19 protein-coding genes and 1 pseudogene are annotated in these 22,820 nt (G+C 45.4%); 13 read left to right on the plus strand and 7 right to left on the minus strand.

The window, feature by feature from the left end:
* The first annotated feature begins 124 nt into the window (after positions 1–124).
* The 3 genes from BVG16_RS29525 to BVG16_RS29535 all read left to right on the plus strand — a co-directional run bounded on the left by BVG16_RS29525 (position 125) and on the right by BVG16_RS29535 (position 5,799).
* The gene (locus BVG16_RS29525; protein ID WP_456299484.1) at positions 125–1,933 is read left to right on the plus strand and encodes a dynamin family protein; all 1,809 of its coding nucleotides are present in this window, start codon (positions 125–127) and stop codon (positions 1,931–1,933) included.
* Between the two features lie 261 nt (positions 1,934–2,194).
* Positions 2,195–3,967: an ABC transporter ATP-binding protein gene (locus BVG16_RS29530; RefSeq protein ID WP_078502793.1), complete on the plus strand. Its 1,773-nt coding sequence runs from the start codon at positions 2,195–2,197 to the stop codon at positions 3,965–3,967.
* Positions 3,964–5,799, plus strand: a complete 1,836-nt coding sequence (locus BVG16_RS29535) for an ABC transporter ATP-binding protein (RefSeq protein ID WP_078502794.1) — start codon at positions 3,964–3,966, stop codon at positions 5,797–5,799. Before BVG16_RS29530 ends, BVG16_RS29535 begins: the two co-directional genes overlap by 4 nt.
* A gap of 61 nt (positions 5,800–5,860) precedes the next feature.
* Here BVG16_RS29535 and BVG16_RS29540 read toward each other — a convergent pair whose 3' ends face one another.
* On the minus strand, positions 5,861–6,736 hold the full coding sequence (locus tag BVG16_RS29540) for an AraC family transcriptional regulator (protein ID WP_078502795.1): 876 nt from the start codon (positions 6,734–6,736) through the stop codon (positions 5,861–5,863).
* Positions 6,737–6,903: 167 nt separating this feature from the next.
* Here BVG16_RS29540 and BVG16_RS29545 point away from each other — a divergent pair, with 167 nt between their 5' ends.
* Positions 6,904–8,265 carry an MATE family efflux transporter gene (locus BVG16_RS29545; RefSeq protein ID WP_078502850.1) on the plus strand — a complete coding sequence of 454 codons (1,362 nt, stop codon included), beginning with the start codon at positions 6,904–6,906 and terminating at the stop codon, positions 8,263–8,265.
* Positions 8,266–8,324: 59 nt separating this feature from the next.
* Positions 8,325–8,468 (plus strand): annotated as a pseudogene (locus BVG16_RS34220) (IS91 family transposase); the annotation flags it as partial.
* Positions 8,469–8,835: 367 nt separating this feature from the next.
* On the opposite strand, the gene BVG16_RS32620 reads toward BVG16_RS34220, so the two are convergent.
* On the minus strand, positions 8,836–9,150 hold the full coding sequence (locus BVG16_RS32620) for a hypothetical protein (protein ID WP_144027535.1): 315 nt from the start codon (positions 9,148–9,150) through the stop codon (positions 8,836–8,838).
* Between BVG16_RS32620 and purT the strand changes: the two genes are divergently transcribed.
* From purT to BVG16_RS29580, 7 genes are all read left to right on the plus strand, one after another.
* Positions 9,151–10,329, plus strand: a complete 1,179-nt coding sequence (gene purT, locus BVG16_RS29550) for a formate-dependent phosphoribosylglycinamide formyltransferase (RefSeq protein WP_198957555.1) — start codon at positions 9,151–9,153, stop codon at positions 10,327–10,329.
* A 177-nt stretch (positions 10,330–10,506) separates the two neighbouring features.
* A complete protein-coding gene (locus tag BVG16_RS29555; RefSeq protein WP_233147210.1) occupies positions 10,507–11,328 on the plus strand; it encodes a GDSL-type esterase/lipase family protein in 822 nt (273 codons plus the stop codon).
* Positions 11,329–11,340: 12 nt separating this feature from the next.
* Entirely contained in the window at positions 11,341–12,309 is a 969-nt protein-coding gene (locus tag BVG16_RS29560) for an ABC transporter ATP-binding protein (RefSeq protein WP_078502798.1), read from the plus strand.
* Positions 12,302–13,288: an ABC transporter permease gene (locus BVG16_RS29565; RefSeq protein WP_078502799.1), complete on the plus strand. Its 987-nt coding sequence runs from the start codon at positions 12,302–12,304 to the stop codon at positions 13,286–13,288. Before BVG16_RS29560 ends, BVG16_RS29565 begins: the two co-directional genes overlap by 8 nt.
* A 35-nt stretch (positions 13,289–13,323) precedes the next feature.
* Positions 13,324–15,306, plus strand: a complete 1,983-nt coding sequence (gene parE / locus BVG16_RS29570; protein ID WP_078502800.1) for a DNA topoisomerase IV subunit B — start codon at positions 13,324–13,326, stop codon at positions 15,304–15,306.
* 13 nt (positions 15,307–15,319) lie between these two features.
* Positions 15,320–17,752 carry a DNA gyrase subunit A gene (gyrA, locus tag BVG16_RS29575; protein ID WP_078502801.1) on the plus strand — a complete coding sequence of 811 codons (2,433 nt, stop codon included), beginning with the start codon at positions 15,320–15,322 and terminating at the stop codon, positions 17,750–17,752.
* 54 nt (positions 17,753–17,806) lie between these two features.
* Entirely contained in the window at positions 17,807–18,220 is a 414-nt protein-coding gene (locus BVG16_RS29580; RefSeq protein ID WP_078502802.1) for a VOC family protein, read from the plus strand.
* Positions 18,221–18,336: 116 nt separating this feature from the next.
* On the opposite strand, the gene BVG16_RS33220 is transcribed toward BVG16_RS29580, so the two are convergent.
* The gene (locus BVG16_RS33220; RefSeq protein ID WP_198957554.1) at positions 18,337–18,504 is read right to left on the minus strand and encodes a hypothetical protein; all 168 of its coding nucleotides are present in this window, start codon (positions 18,502–18,504) and stop codon (positions 18,337–18,339) included.
* 170 nt (positions 18,505–18,674) lie between these two features.
* Here BVG16_RS33220 and BVG16_RS29585 point away from each other — a divergent pair, with 170 nt between their 5' ends.
* Positions 18,675–19,082 carry a MarR family winged helix-turn-helix transcriptional regulator gene (locus tag BVG16_RS29585; protein ID WP_078502803.1) on the plus strand — a complete coding sequence of 136 codons (408 nt, stop codon included), beginning with the start codon at positions 18,675–18,677 and terminating at the stop codon, positions 19,080–19,082.
* Here the strand turns inward: BVG16_RS29585 and BVG16_RS29590 are convergent.
* Genes BVG16_RS29590 through BVG16_RS29605 form a run of 4 tightly spaced genes read right to left on the minus strand, consistent with a single transcriptional unit; the run spans position 19,079 to position 22,735 of the window.
* Complete coding sequence (locus BVG16_RS29590; protein WP_078502804.1) at positions 19,079–20,434, minus strand: CapA family protein; 1,356 nt, start codon at positions 20,432–20,434, stop codon at positions 19,079–19,081. The genes BVG16_RS29585 and BVG16_RS29590 overlap by 4 nt on opposite strands.
* Positions 20,409–21,113, minus strand: a complete 705-nt coding sequence (locus BVG16_RS29595; protein WP_078502805.1) for an RluA family pseudouridine synthase — start codon at positions 21,111–21,113, stop codon at positions 20,409–20,411. The genes BVG16_RS29590 and BVG16_RS29595 overlap by 26 nt, the downstream gene beginning before the upstream one ends.
* 3 nt (positions 21,114–21,116) lie before the next feature.
* Positions 21,117–21,980, minus strand: a complete 864-nt coding sequence (locus tag BVG16_RS29600) for a class I SAM-dependent methyltransferase (RefSeq protein WP_078502806.1) — start codon at positions 21,978–21,980, stop codon at positions 21,117–21,119.
* Between the two features lie 47 nt (positions 21,981–22,027).
* On the minus strand, positions 22,028–22,735 hold the full coding sequence (locus tag BVG16_RS29605; protein ID WP_408635399.1) for a response regulator: 708 nt from the start codon (positions 22,733–22,735) through the stop codon (positions 22,028–22,030).
* Positions 22,736–22,820: the final 85 nt, after the last annotated feature.

Genomic DNA, 22,820 nt, shown 5'->3' on the forward strand with positions numbered 1-22,820 from the left:
STRCSSATNDATACTNTRYCHNAGCDCCGCGCCGGCTAGCGCAGCGGCACGCGTGCGCGAAGCTGCGCGCAGCGCGGCAGCACGGCTGCGCAGCGCGCAGGCGCTGCTAGCGCCCTTCCCGGCGATGAAATCGCTTGGGGCGGGCTTGCTGAAGAAAGCAGAGCGGCTCGACGACAGCCGCTTCACAATCGCGTTGTTCGGCGCATTCAGCGCAGGCAAATCGTCGTTCGCCAATGCACTGATTGGCGAAGACGTCCTGCCGGTATCGCCGAACCCGACGACAGCGGCCATTAATCAGTTGATGGCGCCGACGGAAGCCTTTCCGCATGGAACTGCGGAGATTCAGATGAAATCCAAAGCATCTATGCTCGAGGACATAGCGTTCTCACTCTCCATGCTAGGCTTAGAGATGCCAGCTGAAGATCGGCTGCTTGAGATCATTCGAAATTTGAAGCCCGATCAAGTTCAACCTTCAGGACGTCCGCATTATAGCTTTCTGAAAGCCGTAGGCAAGGGATGGAGTCACGCGGAACCACAGCTTGGCAAGAGCTTTGCAGCAGACCTGGAAGCGTATCGGGCATATGTGGCTGAAGAAGACAAATCTTGCTTCGTCCATGTGATTCACTTGCATTACAGCTGTCCATTGACAGATCAAGGGATTGTGCTGGTGGATACCCCGGGAGCAGATTCCATCAATGCCCGTCATACCGGTGTGTCGTTTAATTATATAAAGAATGCGGATGCGATTCTGTTCGTAACTTATTATAATCATGCCTTTTCCCAAGCGGATCGGCAATTTCTTCAACAGCTTGGCAGGGTGAAGGATGCCTTTGAGCTCGATAAAATGTTCTTTATCGTTAATGCGGCAGATCTGGCAAGCTCAGAGGACGAATTGCATGGCGTACTTCAATATGTAGAAAGTCAATTGCAGACCTACGGGATTCGATTCCCGAGGCTCTACCCGGTATCTAGTATTCAAGCCCTGGACGCGAAATGGTCTGGCGATCATGTCGCATTATCACAGTCTGGGTTACCTGTGTTCGAACAAGAGTTTATTCGTTTTTCGATGGAAGAATTGGGTCAAATGGCCATTCAATCCGGAGAGCAGGATTTGCTTCGTGCAGAGAAGATGATCCGTCAATGGATCGAAGCGGCACAGGCAGATGAGGTTGAGAAACAGCGGCAGTTGGGACAGCTCCACGTGAACGAGCAACAAGCCCTTGAACGATGTGTTGCATTGCCGAATAGACACGAAGCGGATCAGCCTCTCATCGCCCAAGAAACACAAGAGCTGTTGTATTACGTGAAGCAGCGCATTCGGTACCGATTCGGAGATCTTTTCCACTATGGTTTCAATCCAGCAACGCTGCGTAACGATGGCCAAGATCTAAGATTAGCGTTACGAAGCTGCTCACTCGAGCTCCATCGGTTGCTAGCCATGGAATTATCGCAAGAGCTGCTAGCCACGACGCTGCGTTTAGAGCAAAAAGTTCGCCAACTATCCGCGAAGCATGCAGAGGAAGTGACACGGGCCGTCCAAGAGGCGCTCCCAAGTTTCGAGCCAATCGCATTACAAGCGATAGAGGACGCACCTCCCGCTGTTGAGGAATCCCTGTTGTCACCAAATTTGGACGCAAAGCAGATGTGGTCGATCTTTAAGAATCCGAAGGCATTTTTTGAGGGAGATGGAAAAGCCAAAATGCGGCAGCTGGTCGAATCCGCCTATCAGGATCCGATGCAATCCGCTGTCTTTGCGCATGAACAACGATTTATCGCCCATTATGCAGCGTACTCGGAACGAATGCTTCAGGCTTATGCAAATCAATTGCATTATGCAATTGCTGAGCAAAGCGAAGGGATTCGTACGACCCTTACACAACAGGCGAATATCGAGCAGCTGGAACGATTAATTCAGAACATTCGGTCCGCATAAAATTTCAAAATATTTTATAAAAACATAGAAACCTCGTACAAATGGAGTATTCGTGCGGCGTTTCTTTTTGCCTTTTTTAAAGAAAGCCACCAAACGGGATGTATTTCGATGATATCAAAGAACATCGTACATTTGTTCTTCATTTTGTCGGTAGAATGTGGTTAATGGGAGTAAATGAGCTTAAATTCTCTTTGAAGTGATGAAAGCATGATGTTAAACTGCATGAAGCTAAAAAAGTTTTACAGAAAAGGGAGAGAGAACATGGACGTTTTCAGGAGACTTAAAACTTTTTATTGGCCACATCGGCGATTTTTATTTTTGTCGATCATCTGCTTGATTGTGGCAACGGCGCTAGGACTGGTCTATCCGAATTTGCTCCGGATCTTAATCGATGATGTAATCGGTAACAAAAATTATGGGATTGTGCCCCAGTTATCGTTCGCTGTACTCATCGTTGTCAGTATTAAGGGTTGTTTACAGTTCTTACACGGCTTTTTTGGAGGCCGTCTAGGAAACCGCGTCGCTTACGTGATGCGTAATGCTTGTTATGAGAAATTGCAGTATCTGTCATACCGATATTATGACACAGCCAAAACAGGAGACCTAATGTCACGTCTCACAGGCGACCTGGAAGCTATTCGTAACTTTGTCGGATTTGGATTCGCGCAAATTCTGAATATGTTCCTGATGATTTTGTTCGGCGGTATCATGATGATCTCGATTAACTGGCAGCTAACGCTGATTACGCTGGTATGTATTCCGTTGTTAGCTTACACGGCGATTCGATTTGAATCAAAAATTCACCCTGCGTTCCGTGAAATGCGTCAAGCGATGAGTCAATTGACGACAGCGGTTCAAGAGAATATTACAGGGGTAAGAACGGTCAAATCTTTTGCACGGGAATCGTATGAAGTGGATAAATTCTCCACTAAGAATGAATTGTATAAGGCGAACCAAATTCGCACGGCGATGTTGTGGGGATCCTACTTTCCGGTGATGGAGATTCTGGCATGTATGAGTATCGTCATCCTGCTCGGATACGGCGGTACGCTAGTCATGAATGGGAAGCTTACCTTAGGTGAACTTGTTGCATTCTTCAGTATGATTTGGTATATCGTAGGCCCGATGTGGGGTATAGGATATCATATCAACAACTACACGCAATCGAAGGCGTCCGGCGAACGGATTCTAGAATTGCTTGATCAGCCTATCGATGTTCAAGATGCAGAAGATGCGGTCACATTGGAGCGGAGTCAAGTGAAAGGCCATGTTCGTTTTGAAAACGTATCCTTCGGATATCTTAATGAACAGCATTCGGTGCATCATATCGATTTAGACGCACCTCCAGGAAAAATTATCGGTTTGCTAGGCGGAACAGGATCCGGGAAATCAACGGTTATTTCGCTGATCATGCGGGCTTATGATGTACAGGAAGGCAAGGTCACATTGGATGGCGTAGATATTCGCGATATCTCGGTTGAGAGCTTGCGCAGAGAAATCGCTACGGTATTCCAAGAGACATTCCTATTCTCAGCAACGATTCGCAATAATATATCCTATGGATTACGAGATGTATCGGATGAGCAGATTGAAAGGGCAGCGAAATTAGCCAAAGCCCATGATTTCATCACAGAACTGCCTGAGGGGTATAACACGGTTGTCGGCGAGCGGGGAATGGGCTTGTCTGGAGGCCAGAAGCAGCGGATCGCGATTGCACGCGCCTTATTGATAAATCCGAAAATATTAATTTTAGACGATGCAACGAGTGCGGTCGATATGGAAACGGAACATGAAATTCAATCCGGCTTCCGCGAAGTCATGAAAGGCAGAACGACCTTCATCATCGCCCATCGTATCTCTTCCTTACGGCATGCTCATGAAATTCTAGTCTTAGATCAAGGATCCATTGTGCAGCGCGGTAAACATGAAGAATTGATTCAACAAGCAGGTCCATACCGAGATGTGTATGATATCCAATATGCCGATCGTGATGAACTCGAATCGATTGTCGCAGGAAAGCAGGTGACATCATGAGTGCACAAAGTCAAGAAGCCGAAGTGAAACGTACGAAAAATCAACGTTTTGTTTATCAAGATGATATAGTCATTGAAAAATCATTTAACTGGACACAGTTCAGAAGACTCTTTGCTTTCATGAGACCGTATGCGAAGCAAATGCTTCCTGTCATTATCATCATGATGGTGCTGGGTACCATTACGCGTCTCGCCGTACCGCTCATTATCAGTCTGGCGATTGATAGAGCGATTACGCCTTCGCTAACGGGAGATAAGCAGTACTCGCTGCTCTATATTTATACAGCAGTTGTATTAGTACTTTATATTATCCAATGGGCAGCGAATACGTACCGGATTAAGTTCACGAATATCATCGGTCAACGCGTCATTTATGATTTACGCTCTGCGTTGTTCCGCCATATTCAGAAATTATCTTTCCGTTTCTACGATACAAGACCTGCAGGGTCTGTGCTTGTACGGATTACGAATGATGTGAACTCGTTGCAAGACTTGTTCACGAACGGGGTTGTCAACTCGTTGATTGACTGCGTGCAATTAGCAGGGATTATCGTGATCTTATTATTCTTAAATGTGAAATTGGCGATTGCGGTGATGATTACCGTTCCGTTGATGTTTATCGTCTCGACGAAATTGCGTAAGAAAATTCGTCATGCTTGGCAGGATGTACGTGTGAAGCAGTCGCGGATTAACTCGCACTTGAACGAAGCGATCCAAGGGATTCGTGTAACGCAAGCGTACACGCAAGAGAAAGAGAACATTAACTTCTTCAATGAGATGAATAATGTCAATCGGAAATCATGGGATCATGCTACAGCCATGAACCAATCGTTTGGACCCGTAATTGAGATTACAGGAGCGCTCGGAACGTTCATCTTGTTCTGGTATGGCGCACATTTGCTTCAGGCAGAAGCGATTACCGTAGGTTTGTTAGTCGCATTCGCGAACTACGTAGGGAACTTCTGGGATCCGATTAACCGACTCGGGCAAATGTATTCGCAGTTACTCGTCGCGATGGCCTCTTCTGAACGTATTTTTGAATACTTGGATGAAGAACCGAATGTAGCCGAACACAACAATGCCAAAGTATTGGATAAAATTAAAGGTGACGTAAACTTTGATCATATCGTCTTTGAATATGAAAAGGGCCGACACGCGTTAAAAGGTATCTCCTTAGACGTCAAGGCAGGTCAATCCATTGCGCTCGTAGGTCATACGGGATCCGGTAAAAGTACGATTATTAACTTGTTGAGCCGGTTCTATGATCCGGTAGAAGGAAGAATTCTAGTCGATGGCGTGGATATTCGGAACGTCACGATTGAAAGTCTACGTTCGCAAATTGGGATCGTCATGCAGGATACCTTTATCTTCTCGGGCACCATTCGTGATAACATTCGATTCGGTCGCTTGGATGCAACGGATGAGGAAGTTGAAGCAGCGGCGAAGGCAGTCAATGCGCATGAGTTCATTGCTACGATGCCGAAAGGATACGATACCGAAGTCGAAGAGCGGGGGAATGTGCTCTCGATGGGTCAACGTCAGTTGCTATCCTTCGCTCGTGCCTTGCTCGCAGATCCACGGATACTGATCCTGGATGAAGCGACAGCAAGTATTGACACCGAGACGGAAGTCAAGATTCAAGAAGCCTTAAAAACATTGCTTCAAGGACGTACGTCCTTCATGATTGCGCATCGACTCTCAACGATTCGCCATGCGGATCACATTGTCGTATTGGATCATGGACGTATTCAAGAACAAGGGACACACGAGCAGCTCATGCAGCAGCGCGGCACGTATTTTGGACTCATTGAAGCGCAATACCGATTCTTATAAGTTCACATGAAGGGGCGGTACCACTCTTATCCGGTGGTACCGCCCTTTGTCATGCCTTAGATTATCGAAACCGTTGACGATATTTGCTAGGGGATATCCCCTCAAATTTCGTGAAGCATGAAGTGAAATAAGCGCCTTGGTTAAAGCCAACTTCTTCGGCTACTCGAGCGATGGAATAGTCCGTCTGTAGTAACAAAAGCTTGGACTGATCAATCCGATACCGTTGCAAGTACTCCATCGGTGAACATCCGAATTGACGATGCATACATCGTGCAATGTATACAGGATGGAAATTCGTATTCTCGCCTAACTGCGCGGCAGTGATCTCCTCTTGATAATGTCGGCGAAGATAAGCGGCAGCAAGTTCTGCACATTGCCTCGAGGTATTGGTTGTTTGAATTTGCATAGAAGCCGAGATCCGTTGAAGCAATTCTTGGAAGAGTACCTGCTGCTGCCATCGAATCTGATGCATGTTTAGTCCTTCATTTAACGAAGTTAGCTGATCAATCAGATCAAAGGCTTTTTGCGGTTGATCCATTGCAGTGAACTGGGGGACATACAGATGAAAGGTACGAGTTAGAAATGCGGAATGAGGCGGTTTCGGCTGCTCTTCCTTGACGGATTGTAGATGATGATTCGTATGGATCGTTGTCCACATGCCCTCCGTTTGAAAGTGAAGCCAGTAATATTCCGTATCGATAAGGCCCGGCTTGGTACCGCTGTGATATCGGTCAGGTAACAGGATAAGTGCATGATTTTCTCGGACTTCAAAGGTTTCCTGTTCTTCCTCCATGAACAGCGTACCTTTTTTGACAAGCAGTAAATCGAACACATTGATATTTCTTCGACCAGGGTGGATCTGGCCGACTTTATTCGTGTGGAGACCGCTAGTAATATAGTGTGGAAGCGGTGGAGCCGTGAATTGAAGCGTTTGCATTTTGTCACCTTTTTCCTTATCTACGGCAGGTTTGAATTTTATAAAATTAAGTTGATTTCTTAATATTCTTTAAACAGTATACCATCTATAATTTAATCGATCTATCTCGCCATATTTTTTCGCATCAGGAGGTTTGTTTCGTGAATAAGGATAATAAGAAATTTACAATGTGGGTGCTTGCATGGCCTATTTTTATAGAGCTATTCTTGCAGTTTTTACTGGGTGCAGCCGATACGTTGATGGTCAGTCGAATCTCAGATGACGCTGTCGCGGTGGTTGGATTTTCGAATCAATTGTTTAATGCACTCATGATTTTATTTACGACGGTAGCAAGTGGTGCGGGAATTCTCATCGCGCAAAAGCTTGGTTCAAGGCAGAAGGATCAGGCGCGCACGATTGGGATGATGGCGGTCACAGCCTCAACAGGCATTGGGTTGATTCTAAGTATGATTCTCATTGCCTTTCCTGTTCAAATTGCACGCGTATTACAGTTGCCAGAGCATTTGTTGCCTCTAGGCAAGGTGTATATCTCGATTGTTGGCGGAGGCATGGTGCTGACCGCGATGATGTCTACCTTAAGCACGGTCATCCGGAATACGGGGAATACCAAAGGTCCGATGTATCTCGCGTTAGGCATGAACGTCGTTCATATTTTCTTGAATTACTCGTTTATCTTCGGTGCATTCGGATTTCCGCAATGGGGTTTAACGGGGGTAGCCATCTCGACATTAATTAGTCGACTGCTTGCCACGGTGTTCTTGGTTATTATGTTCATGTATTCATTCGAACGAAGAGTCATGCTGCGGGAGATGTTCGCTGTTGATACCAAGCTATTCCGGGAAGTACTGAAGATCGCTTGGCCGTTAGGCATTAATATGGCTTGTTGGGTGTTTTCCCAGCTGATCATTTTCTCGTTCATCTCCATACTGGGCTCGAAGGAAATGGCGGCAAGAACTTACATGAACACACTCGAATCCTTCTGCTTTATGTTAGGTTCTTCGATTGCGATGGCCGTTCAAATTCAAGTCGCGCATTTATTTGGGGCCAAACGAACGAAAGAGGCGTATAAAAGTGCCTATCGAGCATTGGGCATTGGGCTAATATTAGTGACATTAAATGCCTTTGTCATTTATCTGTTCGGTAAACATTTCCTTGGTTTGTTCACATCGGATACCGAAATCATCGCGCTAGGTGCTTCGTTACTCGGACTAAATCTCTTATTGCAGCCGGGGAAAATGTTAAACATGGCGATGGGCAACTGTCTGAATGCGATAGGGGATACGCGCTATACCATGATGACCGCGATTATCTCCATGTGGCTTGTGGCTACGGGTCTATCTTATGTGTTAGGCATTCATCTAGGTTGGGGATTGGTAGGAATCTATGGTTGTATGATTGCAGATGAGTACTTGCGCGGGATTCTGGTCTTCATGCGTTGGAGAGGTCAGAAACGGCTGCGTATGGCAGAACAGGAGCAGGCAAAAGAGAATTCAACGCGTATCCCAACTCCAATCGCTGTTGACGTATAAGCGGAACAATTAACGCCCGATGATCGAGTGAATCACCGGGCGTTTGTTTATCACATAAGTTTGATGAGCATAGACATTGGGATTACTTTGTTACGAAACATAAAAACAAGCTTCGTCCAAATGTTCTAAAGGAAGTAGAGAAATTCCGCAAATGTGGAGATCCTCGAAATAGCTTTAAGCTGCTGGTGTGCGAAGGGTACCACGGCAAGAGCATGTCTGGAGAGGATGATAAACGATGTCACCCGTGTCAAAGAAACGAAAGACATACCGCTTAACGTGGTTCGAAGCTTGGATATGATGGACGATGGAGTTTTTCTTGTATGAAAATTGCTATATTGTATAAATCCAATAACTTTAACGGATTTTCCTATATTTGAGCGTCTATATTGTATATTACCAACATAAAACGATGAAATCGCTAGAGATCCTTAATTCGTGGCTCTTATGCTGTATAAATCCATTATAGATGAGAAACAAGGCTCATTGGGACGTCCTATCTTACATAAATCCAACATAGCATCAAGGTGAGAAGAAGACGGTTCGATCGAAAGATCGAGGGTGCTATACAACTTATGTTTTTACTCCATCTGAATATTTGTTTTCGCCATTCGAAAACGACTTTCGTTTGGCGTACAAGAGGAATTGTATCGAATTTAGCGTCTGGTCCACACGGAGAAAAGAATCTTTCAACTGGAGCTTCGCAAGGACTTGAATCGCATTCGCGCCAATACCTAACCCAGCATCGGATGTCATTACATCGGTAGGAGCGGCGTCAAAAATTGTGGCTTGTATATATCCTTCTATTCTATCATCAAAACTTGCAATTTTGGATAAAAGACAGCACAATGGTAGATATTGATTGTGGAGGTTCGACAGATGGGACAAGTGTTAAGTGCTCCTTACTCAAACGCAGCGAAGAAAATGTTATTGCTTGGTTCAGGCGAACTAGGTAAAGAAGTGATCATTGAGGCCCAAAGACTAGGTGTTGAGACCATCGCCGTAGATCGGTACGCGAACGCACCTGCGATGCATGTAGCACATCGGAGTTATGTGACGAACATGCTGGACGGTGAGGAAATACGCCGTATCATTGAACAAGAGAAGCCAGATCTCATCGTACCTGAAATTGAAGCGATAGCAACAGCAACCTTGGTTGAATTGGAACAAGAAGGGTATCGCGTTATCCCTACAGCGAACGCCACGCGATTGACGATGGATCGGGAAGGGATTCGTCGATTAGCTTCCGAAACCTTAGACCTTCCGACAGCAAAGTATGAATTCGCGGATAGCTTGGAGCAATTGAAAGAAGCTGTAGCCGTTATCGGAACACCGTGCGTCATTAAACCGCTGATGAGTTCCTCGGGTAAAGGCCAAAGTGTATGTAAGACGCCTGCGGATATGGAGCATTGTTGGACGTTGGCTATGGAAGGCGGACGCGCCAAAAAGACGCGTGTGATTATTGAAGAATTTATCCCATTCGAATCTGAAATTACATTGCTTACGGTTCGATCTGTATCGGGTACAACTTATTGTCAACCGATCGGTCATATTCAAAAAGACGGTGACTATATCGAGTCTTGGCAGCCTCATCACATCACAGCGGATCAAATTGCTGAAGCTCAGCATATCGCGAAGACGGTGACAGATGCACTTGGGGGTTATGGTTTATATGGCGTAGAATTATTCGTGACCCAGAACGGGATTATTTTTAGCGAAGTATCCCCACGCCCTCATGATACGGGTCTTGTTACGCTAGCTACGCAAGATTTATCTGAATTTGCTCTGCATGTACGTGCCATCTTAGGGTTTCCGATCCCATCGATCCGTTTATTGACACCTGGTGCTTCGGCAACGGTCAAAGCAGATCGAGAATCTGACAAATATTCGCTGCATGGCGTAGATGAAGCTTTATCAGAACCGAATACCCAAGTTCGGCTTTTTGGGAAGCCTGAGACCAAAGTAGGACGCCGCATGGCTGTCGCGTTAAGCACAGCTAATGATGTCGATACAGCAAGGGTACAAGCCAAAGCAGCAGCTGCCAAAATCACTGTGCAATATGAATAGGTCCGTTGAAGTAGAACGATAAATGGAGTGGTCTAAAGGTGAACAGGCTTTAGATCACTCTTTTGTTTTGCATTATGAGAATGTATGTTCTATACTTGTGTTCGGACCCTGTTTTTTCTGTGAGAATTTGCAAAATACGGAAATAACGATTATTTTTATAGGTAAACGGAACGGGGGATGATGATGAAATCGAACATCGTATGGCGATGGACTGCTATGGCAGGCATTGTATCCACGTTGCTGCTCGTCGTTGGCTTTGGTTATGGCGTGAATGATATCCTCAACCCGCAAGGGATGGAATTAAGTGTAGATACAAGTACGCCGAAGCAACCTCCAGCTACATCGGATTTTGCTGCGAAGACCAGTATTCAGGTGGCATCTATCGGGGACTCCTTAACAAGAGGGACAGGAGATCCGTCGGGCGAAGGATATGTGCGTAAAGTCGTCAAACAATTAAGTGTGAAGCTGGATAAACCGGTTAAACTGTTGAATAATCTAGGAATTAACGGTTTGCGTGCAGACCAATTAGTGCATAAATTGGATGAGCAGGGCTTCAAGAACGCAATAACAGAAGCAGACTTAATTCTGCTTACTATTGGCGGTAATGACATATTTAACAGTGCATTGGATGGGGATTTCACTTCACAGTCATTTGAGCTAGATACACTCCTTGATAAAGTGGACGAGAGCTCCAAGGATTTGAAGAAGATTCTCTTACAAATCGATGAACTGAATCCGAACGCCAAAATTGTCTATATCGGCTTATACAATCCGCTAGCAGATATTCAATCCATGCGTCAAATCGGAGATACCGTCGTACAACGCTGGAATAACCTTGCTGCTGCAACGATAAATAAGCATCCGAATATGACGTTGGTTCCAACGGCGGATTTGTTCCAAGCCGCGCTGCCATCGTATATTTCGTCAGATCACTTTCATCCTAATGCGTTAGGATATGAACAAATTGCTTATCGGGTCATACAAGGCCTTGCGCCATAAGGAGGGAACAGCATGCGTGATCGAGAAGATTCAATCGTATTGAAAGTGGATCAAGTCAAGAAGCGAATCGGGAAAAAATGGATTATTCATGGTGTCTCCTTTGATGTGCGCGCAGGCGAGATTTTTGGCTTCTTAGGTCCGAATGGTTCGGGGAAAACAACAACGATCCGGATGCTCGTAGATCTCATCAAGCCTACATCGGGCCAGATTGAAGTCTGCGGTTATAATGTCAATAAAGATCCCGAACAAGCGCTGCAGCACGTGGGTTGTATTGTTGAAAATCCGGAAGTATACAATTATCTAACAGGATGGGAGAACCTGGAGCATTTTGCTCGAATGCAACCTCATGTGGATCAGACGAGAATTCAGGAAGTTGTAGATATTGTTCGGTTGGATCAACGGATTCATGATAAAGTGAAAACTTATTCATTAGGGATGCGACAACGGCTTGGCATTGCGCAGGCATTGCTCGGGCGTCCGAAATTATTGATTTTGGATGAGCCGACAAATGGTTTAGATCCCAAAGGTATTAAGGAACTCCGTACGTTCATCCGAGAGCTTGCAGATCAAGGGATGGCTCTTTTCGTATCCAGTCATTTGTTGACAGAAATTCAGTTGATGTGTGATCGCGTGGCGATCATTAGCCATGGACGTGTCTTGGCTGTTGGAGATGTAGAAGATCTGATTGAAGAAGGGAGCAACTATGTGGTATGGCAATTAGAGCCTGCTCACAAAGGTCGCGAACTGCTTCATGCCGAGAAGGATGTAGAAATTGTGAATATTGCCGATATAAATATTGATGAAGCCATGCTTGCGGGTATTGACCAAGATGCCATTATTACGCAGATGAACTCAGATCGCACATCCGATCTTATTCGTAAAATGGTTGCTTCAGGCGTGCAAGTGCATACCGTGCAGAAGATGAACCCTACGCTAGAACAGTTATTTTTACGTATGACGGAGGGTGAATCTATTGAATAGTATCCTTCCTTTAGTCCAGAATGAAACGATAAAGATGATCAAAAAGAAGCGTTTCCTTGTGATTGTCTTAATCTTGTTGGTGCTGATTCCCATTTTCACGTATGCTCAGATGAAAGTCGCTCAGAATAATCGTGAGAAATTTAAGGATTGGCGGCATACGTTGCAACAGCAAATTACGGATAATGAAAATTCACTGGCGAGCGATCGAGTTCCTGATGAGTGGAAGAAGTATCGCAAGATCATGGTGCAGCAGTGGCAGTATTATTTGGACCATGATGTTGATCCAAGCACACCGAACGGCGTAACGTTTGTCCGTTCTTTTATGGAGAATTCTTCATCCCTATTTATTCCGCTGATGGTCATGGCGGTGGCATCGGATATCGTATCTTCGGAGCGGACGTCCGGCACCATCAAAATGCTGTTAACACGGCCTGTTCGGCGCTGGAGGATTTTACTTAGTAAATTATTGACGTTGACGTTATTCGTTGGATTGATTATATTGACAACATTCGTGTTGTGTTATTTAATAGCAGGGCTTGTATTTGGATATGGTGGATGGGATCAACCTATTTTTACAGGATTTCAGATCAACGGTGTCGAAGTGGATAACTCAGCAGTTCATCCTGTGCCGCAATGGTTGTACCTCGTCATGCAGGGAGGATTGATTTGGTTCTCCAGTATGGTCGTGGCCATCCTTGCTTTTATGATTTCCGTATTAGTGCGCAGCACAGCAGCGAGCATTGTAACGATGATGGCCGCTTTGATCGCAGGCAGCCTTCTTACGAATATGGCATCATCCTGGCCGAGCGCGAAGTTTCTATTTATGGTTAACTTACAATTGACGACATATCTAGCAGGTTCACCACCGCCAATTGAAGGGATGAATCTGATATTTTCACTCATGATATTGAGTATATGGGCACTTGCGGCACTGTTCGTAAGTTTCCGTGTCTTTACGAAACAGGATATTTTGAATTAAAATGAACAATTATGACATTTAAAGGGGGAGCATGAATGGTCGAGCAGATCGATTTGTACAACAGCGAATCTAAAGAGCGTGAACATTCCGCGACAGGCTACGATGCTGACGACATTCAGGTGCTCGAAGGGCTTGTAGCCGTCCGGAAGAGACCCGGGATGTATATCGGCAGTACGAGCACATCGGGATTGCATCATTTAGTATGGGAAATCGTCGACAATGCTGTTGACGAACATTTAGCCAAATATTGTAACAAAATTGACGTGACGTTACATAAAGACAATTCAATTACCGTCTTTGATAATGGACGCGGTATTCCGACAGGGATGCATAAAACAGGTATTCCTACGCCGCAAGTCGTCTTTACCATGCTGCATGCAGGTGGTAAATTTGGTGGTTCAGGTTACAAAAAATCCGGGGGATTACACGGGGTTGGCGCCTCGGTAACCAATGCGTTGTCGGAATGGCTGGAAGTCGAAATTTATCGTGACAGCAAGATTCATCGCCAACGTTTTGAATATTGGGTGGATGCTGCCGGTAAAGAGCATGTGGGTGCGCCGTCAACAGGACTAGAGGTCATTGGGAACACGAACCGTACTGGAACCAAAGTAACCTTCAAACCAGACGTACGCGTATTCCACGGTTCCATTCAATTTAATTATGATACATTAGCCGAACGGTTACAGGAGATAGCTTTTCTGAACTCCGGACTGAAGGTTTCGATCAAAGATGAACGTAGTGATAAGCAAGATGTATTCTTTTATGAGGGTGGCGCAAGCCAGTTTGTCCAATTCTTAAATGAGGATAAAACGGTATTGCATGATGTCATTCATTTTGCTGCGGAAAAAGAAGATATAGAGGTTGAAGTTGCCCTTCAATATAACGACGGATATACCGAGACCATCGCTTCCTTCGTAAACTCGATTCCGACGCGCGGCGGCGGAACGCATGAGACAGGATTTAAAACGGCATTCACCCGGGCGATGAACGAATATGCACGCAAGAATGCTTTTCTGAAGGAAAAGGATAAGAATATTGACGGCAACGATCTCCGTGAAGGGATGATGTCAGTCATCAATATCAAAATGTCTGAAGTGGAGTTTGTAGGTCAGACGAAGGATCAGCTCGGCAGTGTGTCCGCTCGCAGTGCAGTGGATGCGGTGGTGTCCGATAAGATGGCCTTATTCCTAGAAGAAAATCCGCAAGTGGCACAAATGCTGATTAAGAAGGCTGTTCAAGCCTCCAAAGCGCGGGAAGCGGCGCGTAAAGCTCGCGAAGATGTTCGGAATGGCAAGAAACGCAGCGAAAGCTCCAACCTGAACGGGAAATTAACGCCAGCTCAATCGAAGGATTACTCTCGTACGGAATTGTTTATTGTTGAGGGTGATTCGGCCGGCGGTTCTGCCAAGCAAGGACGGGATTCGAAGCTTCAAGCCATCCTTCCGCTTAAAGGGAAACCTATGAATCCTGAAAAAGCGAAATTGGCAGATATTCTGAAGAATGATGAGTATCGTGCAATCATTAGTGCCATTGGTGCAGGGGTTGGTACCGAGTTTGAAAGTGATGAGAGTAACTATTCCAAAGTGATTATCATGACGGATGCCGATACCGATGGAGCGCATATTCAAGTGTTATTATTAACTTTCTTCTATCGGTACATGAGATCGTTGATTACCTCCGGCCGCGTCTATATCGCACAACCTCCTTTGTATAAGATTACAAGGAAGTCCGGCAAGTTAACGACGGTTCGTTATGCTTGGACAGATGAGCAATTAAACAATTATCTGAAAGAGTTCGGTAAGAACTACGAGCTTCAACGTTATAAAGGACTTGGTGAGATGAACCCTGAACAACTGTGGGAAACGACAATGAATCCGGAATCGCGTCAGTTATTGCTGGTTCAAATTGAGGATGCTGCCAAAGCAGAACGCCGTGTTTCCACATTGATGGGCGACAAGGTAGATCCTCGTAAGCGATGGATCGTTGAGAACGTTGACTTTACGGAATATGAAGAGTAAGGGGGGAGTTTAGATGAGTTCATTGGAACAGTTTTTGCCAGCATTTTTAGAAGATGTCGTCGGAGACCGATTTGGCCGTTATTCCAAGTATATTATTCAAGATCGGGCGATACCTGATGTACGTGACGGACTAAAGCCTGTTCAACGCCGTATTCTGTATGCGATGTATGATTCGGGCAATACAGCGGACAAGCCATATCGTAAATCAGCCAAGACGGTCGGGGATGTGATGGGTAACTATCATCCGCATGGCGATTCATCCATTTACGACGGTATGGTACGTATGGCTCAACCTTGGAAAATGGCACATATGCTCGTTGACGGTCACGGCAACTGGGGCTCCATTGATGATGACCCCCCTGCTGCGATGCGTTATACCGAGGCCCGGCTTTCACCGATTGCGAGTGAGCTGCTGCGTGATATTGATAAACGAACGGTACTATTTAAAGATAATTTCGATAATACGACACAGGAACCCGTCGTCCTTCCGGCACGGTATCCGAACTTGCTCGTGAATGGAGTTAGTGGTATTTCCGCAGGTTTTGCGACAGAAATCCCGTCTCATAATTTGCGCGAAGTGATTGATGCTTGTATTGCAATGATGGAGAAAGAAGATTTGACGGTGGAAGATATTATGCAAATCGTCAAAGGACCGGATTTCCCAACGGGCGGTATGATCATGGGCGAAGACGGAATTCGTGACGCCTATCGAACGGGAAAGGGACGAATTTATATTCGTTCGAAGACGGAAATTGAAGATGTCCGCGGTGGACGTCAGCAAATCGTCATTACTGAAATTCCTTATCAAGTGGTGAAAGCACGTCTAGTTACGGCGATGGAGAATATCCGACTTGAGAAAAAGGTCGAGGGCATTACCGAAGTACGAGATGAGAGCGGTCGGGAAGGCCTACGGATCGTCATCGAGTTGAAAAAGGATGCCGATGCGCATGGGATTCTAGCTTACTTATTGAAGAAGACAGACCTGCAAGTAACGTATAACTTCAATATGGTTGCCATCGTCAATAAGACGCCTGTGCAGCTCGGAATTCGGGCGATTCTGAATGCGTATATCGCGCATCAAAAAGAAGTTGTTACGAATCGTACGCAATATGAGTTGGAAAAAGCAGAGGATCGGGCGCATGTTGTAGAAGGTCTGGTCAAAGCGTTGAACATTCTGGATGAGGTCATTGCGACGATTAAGGCATCGAAGAATCGTCAGGACGCGCAGAACAATTTAGTGGACAAGTTCCAATTTACGGAGCGCCAAGCTGATGCCATTCTAACCTTGCAATTATACCGTTTAACCAATTTAGAGATTACATCTCTTGAAAAAGAACATAAAGAACTTTTGAAGAAGATCAATTATCTACGTTCCATCCTGGATAGCAATAAAAAGCTCGTAGGCGTGATCAAGAGTGAGTTGTTAGATATCCGTGAGAAGTATGGTATTGATCGTCGTTCTGTTATTCAAGGTGAAGTCGAAGAGATCAAGGTGAACCTTGAAGTGATGGTTAATCCGGAAGATGTATTGGTTACGATGTCCAATGAGGGATATTTGAAACGTACGAGCATGCTGTCATTTACTCGTTCGGGCGGTGAGCTGGAAAGCTCGGGTGTCAAAGAAGGAGACTATATTAAGCATCTTCTCGAAGTGAATACGATTGATTCCATGTTGTTATTCACGGATAAAGGGCAATATTTCTTGCTTCCGACCCATCTCATTCCAGAATTCAAGTGGAAAGATAATGGTACAGCGATTGTGAATGTCATTCCGATTTCGAAGGAAGACCGGATCGTGAATATGATTCCAATCAAGAACTTTGAAGAACCGAACCAATCCCTTGTATTTGTCACCAAGCGCGGACAAGTTAAGCGTACGGATTTAAAAGAATATATGACCAATCGATCGAATGCGATCGCAGCTTGTAAAGTAAGTGATCAAGATGAGGTTATTTCCGTTTCTTTGAGTGATGGGATGAAAGATTTGTTGCTCGTGACCAAAGATGGGATGAGTATTCGATTTAAAGAGTCTGAAGTGAATGCGATGGGCCGGGTATCCGGTGGTGTTCGTGGAATTCAACTTAAAGATGGCGACGAAGTGATCTCTGCGATTTGGGTAGAAGGGGATGAAGGGGAGATCGTAGTCGTGACGGATATCGGTTACGGAAAACGATCTTTACTTGTCGACTATATGACGCAAGGACGCGGAGGCAAAGGTATTATTACGTTCGAGTTCAAAGAAGGCAAACGTGTTCGTCCGAATGGCAGCCGTTTAGTCAGAGCTTTCCATTGTACCGAAGCGTATACCATTACCGTGGCAACGAGTGAAGGTACGCTGCACACTTTCGTAACAGAGCAGGCACCGATTGAAGATCGCAAGTCCATCGGGAAGCTCATCGTTCCTTTGGAGAAGAAAGAGACGATAACAGATATTTGGCGGCTATAATTTCCTTCTTGGGAGATTGATTTTGATTATGTAAATAAGGGAGCTGTGTTTTCAATGAGTCATTCGACACCTAAAATTACGACCTTTCTGATGTTCTCGGGTCAAGCAGAAGAGGCTATGAATTATTACATCTCGATCTTCGACGACTCTGAAATTCTTCAAATTCAGCGCTATGGCCCGAACCAACCCGGTGCTGAAGGAAGCGTAGTAAAGGCAACATTTTCGCTCCATGGTCAGGTATTTATGTGCATAGACAGTAATGTACAGCATGACTTTACGTTTACACCGGCGATTTCCTTATTTGTTACTTGCGATACGGAAGCAGAGATTGACCGTGCTTATGCGAAATTGTCTGAAGGCGGCTCTGTTCTGATGCCATTGGCTGCGTACCCGTTTAGCGAGAAGTTCGGCTGGGTAGCTGATCAATATGGTGTGTCGTGGCAATTGAGTTTGGCTGGGACGAAATAAAACATATAAGATACCATCCTTCCGTTTTGTGGGGATGGTATCTTTGTTTTAGGGGGGATTAGCGGTCGCTCATCTTCGAAAGGACCGAGGGTAGAGGTTTTTCTCACGAAAACTCCTTAATCAAACGGTTTATTCGGCGGATCCAATTGATCCTTCAGTTTCAACGCGATATCCAGGATAACCCACAGCGGGACCGTATCATCCAAACGATCCAGCCATTGTGGGTCTTTTATAATTCCAGCTTCAATCGCTTTCATCGCAATCGTTTGCTTATCAAGGTCCATGTTGAGCCCTCCTTCAACGTATGTCTTGCATGAGCTTAACGGGCGAATGCCTATATTACATCGTATGTCAAAAAGATCAGATGTGTTCCTATGGTACTCTATGGTATAATTTTCTACATGGAGACGAGCTAGAGCTACCGCAGAATATGTCCTAGGGGGAGAGGTAACGAATGCACACGTCGGACTTTGTAAAACTTTGGTCAAAGCTATCCAAAGATTATCAAAATCATATGGAGGATCAACTTGCTCCATCGCTGACCGAATCCCAGCTTACCGTACTGGAAGTTCTGGAACAGCGCGAACAAATGAAGCCTTCCGATTTACTGCCATACTTGGAGACGACACCAGCTGCGATAACGACTTTGCTCGATCGGATGGAAAAGAATGAATTAGTTGAGAGGGTACGTGATTCTGTCGATCGAAGAATTGTGTGGATACAAATCACAGAGCGCGGTATTCAAGAGAAGAGCCGAGGTTTGCAGATTCGCAACGAATACATCGGTTCCGTTCTGAATCGCATCTCGGCTCATAATCAACAATTATTCATTTATTTACTCGGAAAAATTACAAATAACTAACCCGCTTTTTTCTCCGTTTCAGCTTGCATCACCACAGGCATGGAATGAATGTGATTATTTAATGCTTGAAGCTTCGTTGCAAGTGCGCTGTATTGCGATTTTGACAAGGGAAGTTTATGTTCATGAAGCGTCTTTTCAACCGGCAGGACGACGTATTTACGTTGGTTTCCCGTGCCGGTTTTTTGTACCCATGTGGGCAAGGCTGTAACGTCAGTAATATCAATCGCACCCGATGGAAATGTCTTGCGTATGGTCGCGTTAAAGATCACGCCATAATCGGTGTATTCATCTTTCTGATTCGAAATGAAATTACCCATGGAATAAATAATATAACCTTTACGTGTTGTTCCATCCAACTGCGTTACATGGACCTCTTCGAGAGGTTGAACCACATGGGTATGAGAGCCAAGGATGATATCTGCGCCTGCTTCGATCAGCGAGCGGGCTAATTGTTGTTGACGCGCACTCGGCTCCCGTTGATATTCGATACCGAAATGGAGTGCAATAACCACAACATCTGCTCCGGCATCGCGTAGAGATTGGATATCTCGTTTCATTTGAATCGGATTGATGAGGGAAATAAGATAGGATTTATCGGCAGGAACGGTAATGCCATTCGTACCGTAGGTATATGCAAGAATCCCCATCTGAATGTCGTTCTTCGTGATGATCGTCAGTTCATTGGCTTCGGCTTGGGAGGCAGCGGTTCCTTTGGTGGTCAGCCCTTGTTCTTTCAATCGCTTTAAAGTACGAATGACGCCGATTTCCTTGCGGTCTAAGGCATGATTGTTGGCCGTGCTTACAATGTTGAACCCCGCATACTTTAAAGCCGCAGCGACCTCAGCAGGGGCGTTAAACATCGGAAATCCTGAATACCTTAGATCTGCTCCCGCAATCGGGGTTTCTAAATTAGCCCAGACGAAGTCCCCTTGCGTCAATAACGGCTTAACCTGTGTAAAAAATGGATTAAAGTTATAAGTGCCTTTTGCTTTATTGTAGTAAGATGGCAATTGCGGCATGTGCATCATGATATCCCCTACAGCGACGAGCTTGGCTTCCTTCGTGTAAGTTTCAATAGGATGTTCTACAGGGGGTGTCGCAGGCTCGGTGCTTGAATCGAACGCAGGACCAGATTCGGAAGGGTCTGTGACGGGTTGTTGCACGTTCTGTGCCACCGCATCTGTTGATTCATTTTTCGGACTCGTAGGAACGATCGTACTTGGTTGTGCATCCACAGGCTGTGCATCTTGTTTGTTATGCTGGCAACTAGCCAGAAGAAAGCTGCAGCTTATGAAGAAAAAAAGAAGCGCAAGTTGAGCCTTGCGCCTATAAATCGGATTTTGATTGAACATGTAATTCACTCCATATATTCCAAGGATACATGTCAGGAGGTAGGGAATGAAACAACAAGGACTCTTTGGTTACAGGATGCGGGAATCCAAGCTCAAAGGACCAGAGTGCAATTTGTTGGCCAGCTTTGTTGACATGTGCCCCATATTTTTGATCTCCGAAGAGCGGGCAGCCGATCGCATTCATTTGAACGCGAATTTGATGAGGTCGTCCTGTATGCAGGACAACGCGTACAAGACTCATACCGTCAGCTTGTTCAAGCACGTGGTATTCAAGAATAGCTTCCTTCGCATCCCGTGTACCTTTCGGTACGACAGACACGATATTCGTCCGTACATCTTTAAGGAGATGATGAACAAGCTTCCCATGAGTGGTCGGAGGATGTCCATGCACGACGGCAATATATTCTTTGTGTAAGGTTCGACTGCGTACGGTCTCAGAGAGGCGAGACGCAGCCTTGGATGTTTTGGCGAAGACCATGGCTCCGCCAACAGGCCGATCCAAACGATGAACAAGCCCGAGATAGACGTTCCCTGGCTTATTATAGCGAACTTTAATGTCTTCTTTAAGAATCGTTAGCATGTCAGGATCGCCGGTTGCATCCTCTTGCGAGGGGATGTTCACCGGCTTTTCTACGACAAGTACATGATTGTCTTCAAATAGAATATGCACAGGCTTCAAGATTTAAGCCTCCCAACGACCTAAAATTCCGCAAGGCAAGTTGAGACCAGAGTTCGTAATCGGAATGCCAACCTCGCCGGAAGTAATGGAGCCGCCGAAGCGTTCTTTCATGGTCATGCTTAATAGATTGTGCAATACCGTAGGGGATAGCCCTGTTGTATACGAATTGATTTGAACGAAGAGAGGGTTGTCCGTCATAATGCGTGTACAGGACTGTAGGAAAGGATAGAGGTTATCTTCTAACTTCCACATTTCCCCGTTCGGTCCACGACCGTAAGAAGGAGGGTCCATAATAATCGCATCATATTTATTGCCGCGGCGTTCTTCACGTTGAACAAATTTAAATACATCATCCGTAATGAAGCGCACGGGGCGGTCCCCAAGTCCTGAGAGATGAACATTTTCTTTAGCCCATTGTACCATTCCTTTGGCCGCATCGACGTGGCACACTTCGGCACCCGCATAAGCACAAGCCACCGTAGCACCACCTGTATAAGCGAACAGGTTTAATACTTTAATGGGACGATTTGCTTGTTGGATTTTATTCATCATCCAACGCCAGTTCACCGCTTGCTCGGGAAATAGTCCCGTGTGTTTGAAGCTGGTAGGTTTGATATAGAAAGATAATTTATCGAACGAAATCGTCCAGCGCTCAGGAATTTCTTTTTTCCAATCCCATTGTCCGCCGCCGGATGAACTGCGATGATAATGTCCGTGTACTTGTTTCCACTGATGTGTCTCATTCTCTAATGGCCAAATAATTTGTGGATCTGGACGACGTAGGATAATATCCCCCCAACGTTCCAGCTTCTCGCCGCCGCCGGTGTCAATAAGTTCGTAATCTTGCCATTCATTTGCTAAATGCATGCTGTAATTCCCATCCTTCAGTTTCTAGTATCCTTGCTGTGTGATGATTATGATATTTCGCTATTGAACTTGTAGCCTACGCCGCGTACCGTAATAACATACGTCGGATTCGCCGGATCAGGTTCAATTTTTTTGCGCAAGTTGCTGATATGTACCATTAATGTCCGTGTATCTCCGAAACTTTCGGAACCCCAGATATGTTGAAAAAGGTGATCAATCTTTACGACCGTATTTGGCGTCTGAGCCAAGTAGACGAGTAAATCGAATTCCTTCGTCGAGAGGGATACGACACGGTCTTGTTGTCGAACAGAGCGACTCGAGAGGTCAATTTCCAAGTGTGGGAATGAAAGAAGCTGTTGGGGTTGACGCTCCCGGTTAATATATGGAAATCGATTGCGCCGTAATTGCGCTTTGACGCGAGCGACAAGCTGACTTGGACTGAATGGCTTGCTGATATAGTCATCGCCGCCAACCGTTAATCCAAGAATAACGTCATTGTCTTCGCTTTTACAGCTTAGAAAAATAATCGGCACCATAGAGTGCTTACGAATTTCTTTGCACACTTCAATGCCGTTCATGTCCTCCAGCAGAATATCCAATATAATTAAATCCAATTCGGATTCAGCGGCAATCTGTAACGCATCTTCGCTGCGATGAGCGATTTGAACATGGAAACCTTCCCTCTTCAAATACAAAGAGATTAGCTCCGTTATTTCGACTTCGTCATCGACGACAAGAATATTCATAGGACCCACTTACTACACCTCCGCAAAGAACATTATAGCGAATTGTGCAGCTTGAAGGCAATGAAAACGTGAAAAATCGTATAATTTGTGGAAG

This window comes from Paenibacillus selenitireducens, from assembly GCF_002021565.1.
GTDB classification, from domain to species: domain Bacteria; phylum Bacillota; class Bacilli; order Paenibacillales; family Paenibacillaceae; genus Paenibacillus_K; species Paenibacillus_K selenitireducens.

Excerpts from the sequence above, each read along its gene's own strand:
- BVG16_RS29525 (WP_456299484.1), top strand. The coding sequence starts at position 125 with ATGAAATCGCTTGGGGCGGGCTTGCTGAAGAAAGCAGAGCGGCTCGAC.
- BVG16_RS29530 (WP_078502793.1), top strand. The coding sequence starts at position 2,195 with ATGGACGTTTTCAGGAGACTTAAAACTTTTTATTGGCCACATCGGCGA.
- BVG16_RS29535 (WP_078502794.1), top strand. The coding sequence starts at position 3,964 with ATGAGTGCACAAAGTCAAGAAGCCGAAGTGAAACGTACGAAAAATCAA.
- BVG16_RS29540 (WP_078502795.1), bottom strand. The coding sequence starts at position 6,736 with ATGCAAACGCTTCAATTCACGGCTCCACCGCTTCCACACTATATTACT.
- BVG16_RS29545 (WP_078502850.1), top strand. The coding sequence starts at position 6,904 with ATGTGGGTGCTTGCATGGCCTATTTTTATAGAGCTATTCTTGCAGTTT.
- BVG16_RS29555 (WP_233147210.1), top strand. The coding sequence starts at position 10,507 with ATGATGATGAAATCGAACATCGTATGGCGATGGACTGCTATGGCAGGC.
- BVG16_RS29560 (WP_078502798.1), top strand. The coding sequence starts at position 11,341 with ATGCGTGATCGAGAAGATTCAATCGTATTGAAAGTGGATCAAGTCAAG.
- parE (WP_078502800.1), top strand. The coding sequence starts at position 13,324 with ATGGTCGAGCAGATCGATTTGTACAACAGCGAATCTAAAGAGCGTGAA.
- gyrA (WP_078502801.1), top strand. The coding sequence starts at position 15,320 with ATGAGTTCATTGGAACAGTTTTTGCCAGCATTTTTAGAAGATGTCGTC.
- BVG16_RS29580 (WP_078502802.1), top strand. The coding sequence starts at position 17,807 with ATGAGTCATTCGACACCTAAAATTACGACCTTTCTGATGTTCTCGGGT.
- BVG16_RS33220 (WP_198957554.1), bottom strand. The coding sequence starts at position 18,504 with ATGGACCTTGATAAGCAAACGATTGCGATGAAAGCGATTGAAGCTGGA.
- BVG16_RS29585 (WP_078502803.1), top strand. The coding sequence starts at position 18,675 with ATGCACACGTCGGACTTTGTAAAACTTTGGTCAAAGCTATCCAAAGAT.
- BVG16_RS29590 (WP_078502804.1), bottom strand. The coding sequence starts at position 20,434 with ATGTTCAATCAAAATCCGATTTATAGGCGCAAGGCTCAACTTGCGCTT.
- BVG16_RS29600 (WP_078502806.1), bottom strand. The coding sequence starts at position 21,980 with ATGCATTTAGCAAATGAATGGCAAGATTACGAACTTATTGACACCGGC.